Source organism: Thermococcus sp. (genome assembly GCF_027063845.1).
Lineage (GTDB): Archaea > Methanobacteriota_B > Thermococci > Thermococcales > Thermococcaceae > Thermococcus.
The window spans coordinates 1-2836 of sequence record NZ_JAMOQU010000114.1; the positions used below are offsets into that span (position 1 = coordinate 1).

The window sequence follows — 2836 nt, forward strand, 5'->3', positions numbered from 1 at the left end:
TAAATCGGCTGGCCCTCCTTGGCGTAGAAGAAGCAGTACCAGCACGACAGGTTGCACCTGTTGGTGAGAACGATGTTGAGCAGGTTCGTGTGGGAACGATGCCTGGAGCACATGCCGCAGTCAAAGGGACAGTTGGCGCCCGTGTTCTCGACGTTTGCGCTGTAAAGTTCCTTTTTACTCCAGAGCCACTTCCTAAAGCGGTTGTAGGTTTCAACGTCCTCATAATATAGGTCAGTTATCATTCCTTCAGGGCACTTCTTGGTTATCCAGACCTTTCCGTCCTTCTCCCAGACGAGGGCTGGAACGACGCGCCTCGTCTCGGGGCAGAGGGAGTAAGTCCTATGGGGCAAATCTCCACCGTAACCCCTACTGGCAGTTTTGAGCATCTCCCTAAACTCTTCCTCGCTTATTTCAGGGAACTCAACTATATCCCTGAGCTTTCTGGTGAGCTGTTCAAACTCCTTTTCACCGCTCGGTACCTCACCGATGTTCTCGGCCATCTTTCATCACCGCTACCCCCTAATCCAACGGGAGGGTATAAAAGCTTTTGCGTAAATATGAAGCTTTTCCTTCATAGGTATGACCCACAGTTGGGTAGTGGAAGAGGCTAAGGTTAAAAGCCCTTCCGCGGAAGCCAGTCGGGTGGTAGAATGCCGGCTCGCGAGATGAGGATGGAGATGTTTGTCAGGGCTCTGCTGAGAAGGGACTTCAGCAGGGCAAAGGGCCACTTGGAAAAGCTCATCAAGATAGCGGGCAACGACGAGTGGGGCAGGGGCTACTCAAGGGCCGTCGAAGGCATAATGAACGCCCTCAAGGACAACGACGCCGACTCTCTTGTCGTTCAGCTAATCTCGGCCAATGACAGGGAGCGGGCCGAAGAGTTGCTTGAGAACTACTCGAAGCTCGCCACCCAGGACTTCCGCGACGACTACGAGAGAGGTTTTTACACGGCCTGGAGCGAGTTCCTGAAAGCCTACCTCAGCCAGAAGACCCTCGCGTGATGCCTATGGGAAAGGAAGAGCTCATGAAGAAACTTGAGGAGAAAATCAGGAACTGCCGGAAGTGCCCCCTCGGCCAGCTCAGGACGAACGCAGTCCCGGGGGCGGGAAGCTACGACGCCAGGGTGATGTTCGTCGGCGAGGCGCCGGGCTACTGGGAAGACCAGAAAGGGCTACCCTTCGTGGGCAGGGCTGGAAAGGTTCTCGACGAGCTTCTCGCTGGGATAGGCCTGAGCAGGGATGAGGTTTACATAACCAACATCGTCAAGTGCAGGCCACCTGAAAACCGCGACCCGACGGAGGAGGAAATAAAGGCCTGTGCGCCCTACCTCGACAGGCAGATTGACATAATAAGGCCGAGGGTCATAGTTCCACTCGGCAGGCACTCGATGCGCTACATCCTTGAGAAGTTCGGGTTCAAGCCCGAACCGATAAGCAAAATCCACGGAAAGACCTTCGAGGCGAGAACCCTCTTCGGCAAGATAATCATAATGCCGATGTACCATCCTGCCGCGGCCCTGTACAGGCCACCCATCAGGGAGGAACTTGAGAAGGACTTTGTCAAACTGGCGAAAATACTCGAGGAACTTGGCTGAGTTTCCCTTCACGTTTCTGCAAATTTTACGGTTCCAAATGTTACGATTTTTGGTTTTATCCATTTTGCACGAGCCGAGCTGGAACGCTTTTGGGAAAGGTTTTTATTGGTTCAATGCTCTATAATATACTCAGGTACACCTATATGCACTTCAGAGCAGTGACATGACCATAGATGCTCGCGGATTTTTGAGGACATTCTGAGGAACTCCAAAGATTGACAAAAAAGTTCGAAAAAAGCTTATATATCTCGAAGAAACTTCGGGGTTGAATTTCCGGAGGTGAAAAATCGTGTCGGACTTTGGAGTGCTGTCCCTGCTTCCACCGCTGGTTGCGATTGTTCTGGCTATATGGACGAAGAGGGTTATCCTCGCGTTGTTTTCAGGTGTCTGGATTGGTGGCGTTATGGTATCAGGGTGGAACCCCATAAGTGGAACTACCCAGACGCTAGACTGGATTGTAAGCAATGCTATAGATGACTGGAACGTCAAGATACTTCTCTTTGACTTCCTGATAGGTGCAGGAGTTGGATTAATATACAAATCGGGCGGGGCCTTTGCTGTTGGACGTGCTTTGGCAAGCAAGGTAAGGACGAGCAGGGGAGCTTCTGTCATGGGCTGGCTCCTTGGTGTGTTGATATTCTTTGACGACTACACCAACACCATCATCGTTGGAAACACTATGAGGCCCATAACCGATAGGACGAGGGTTTCAAGGGAGATGCTGGCTTACATAGACGACTCGACCGCGGCGCCTGTTGCAGGTTTGGCGATAGTTTCAACATGGATAGGGTATGAGGTTGGTCTCATAGGGGAATCCTTCGATAAACTCAACGTTGACCTAACATCTGTCGGAGGTGCCTATGGCGCATGGATGCACAGCGTTCCCTTCAGGTTTTACTCAATACTCGCTATAATCCTCGTCCTCATAGTGGCATACACCCACAGGCACTACGGCGCGATGCTCAAAGCTGAATACCGCGCGAGGACGACCGGAAAGGTGCTCCGCGACGGTGCGAAGCCGTTGATGACCACAGAGGTTGACCTCGGGATGCCAAAGGAAGGTGGAAGTGTACACCTCTTCATCTGGCCGATACTGACGCTGATATTCGTAACCCTCTACGGCATGTGGTACACCGGCGGTGGTAGCGAAGCCTACGCTGAAGGGGGTCTTATGAACGTCCTCGGAAACTCCGACTCCGCACTCGCACTTCTCTGGGGCAGTTTTGCGATGGTCGTCGTTGC

General features: G+C 52.4%; 3 protein-coding genes and 1 pseudogene. 3 read left to right on the forward strand and 1 reads right to left on the reverse strand.

The window, feature by feature from the left end; genetic code table 11:
• A pseudogene (locus MVO87_RS09400) lies at positions 1-500 on the reverse strand (tetraether lipid synthase Tes); the annotation flags it as partial.
• Positions 501-650: 150 nt separating this feature from the next.
• Here MVO87_RS09400 and MVO87_RS09405 point away from each other — a divergent pair.
• From MVO87_RS09405 to MVO87_RS09415, 3 genes are all read left to right on the forward strand, one after another.
• The gene (locus MVO87_RS09405; protein ID WP_297515881.1) at positions 651-1001 is read left to right on the forward strand and encodes a hypothetical protein; all 351 of its coding nucleotides are present in this window, start codon (positions 651-653) and stop codon (positions 999-1001) included.
• 5 nt (positions 1002-1006) lie between these two features.
• Positions 1007-1594, forward strand: coding sequence for a type-4 uracil-DNA glycosylase (udg, locus tag MVO87_RS09410; protein WP_297552970.1), 588 nt, complete (start codon positions 1007-1009; stop codon positions 1592-1594).
• A 289-nt stretch (positions 1595-1883) separates the two neighbouring features.
• A partial coding sequence (locus MVO87_RS09415) for a Na+/H+ antiporter NhaC family protein (RefSeq protein WP_297552968.1) occupies positions 1884-2836 on the forward strand: 953 nt, incomplete at its 3' end.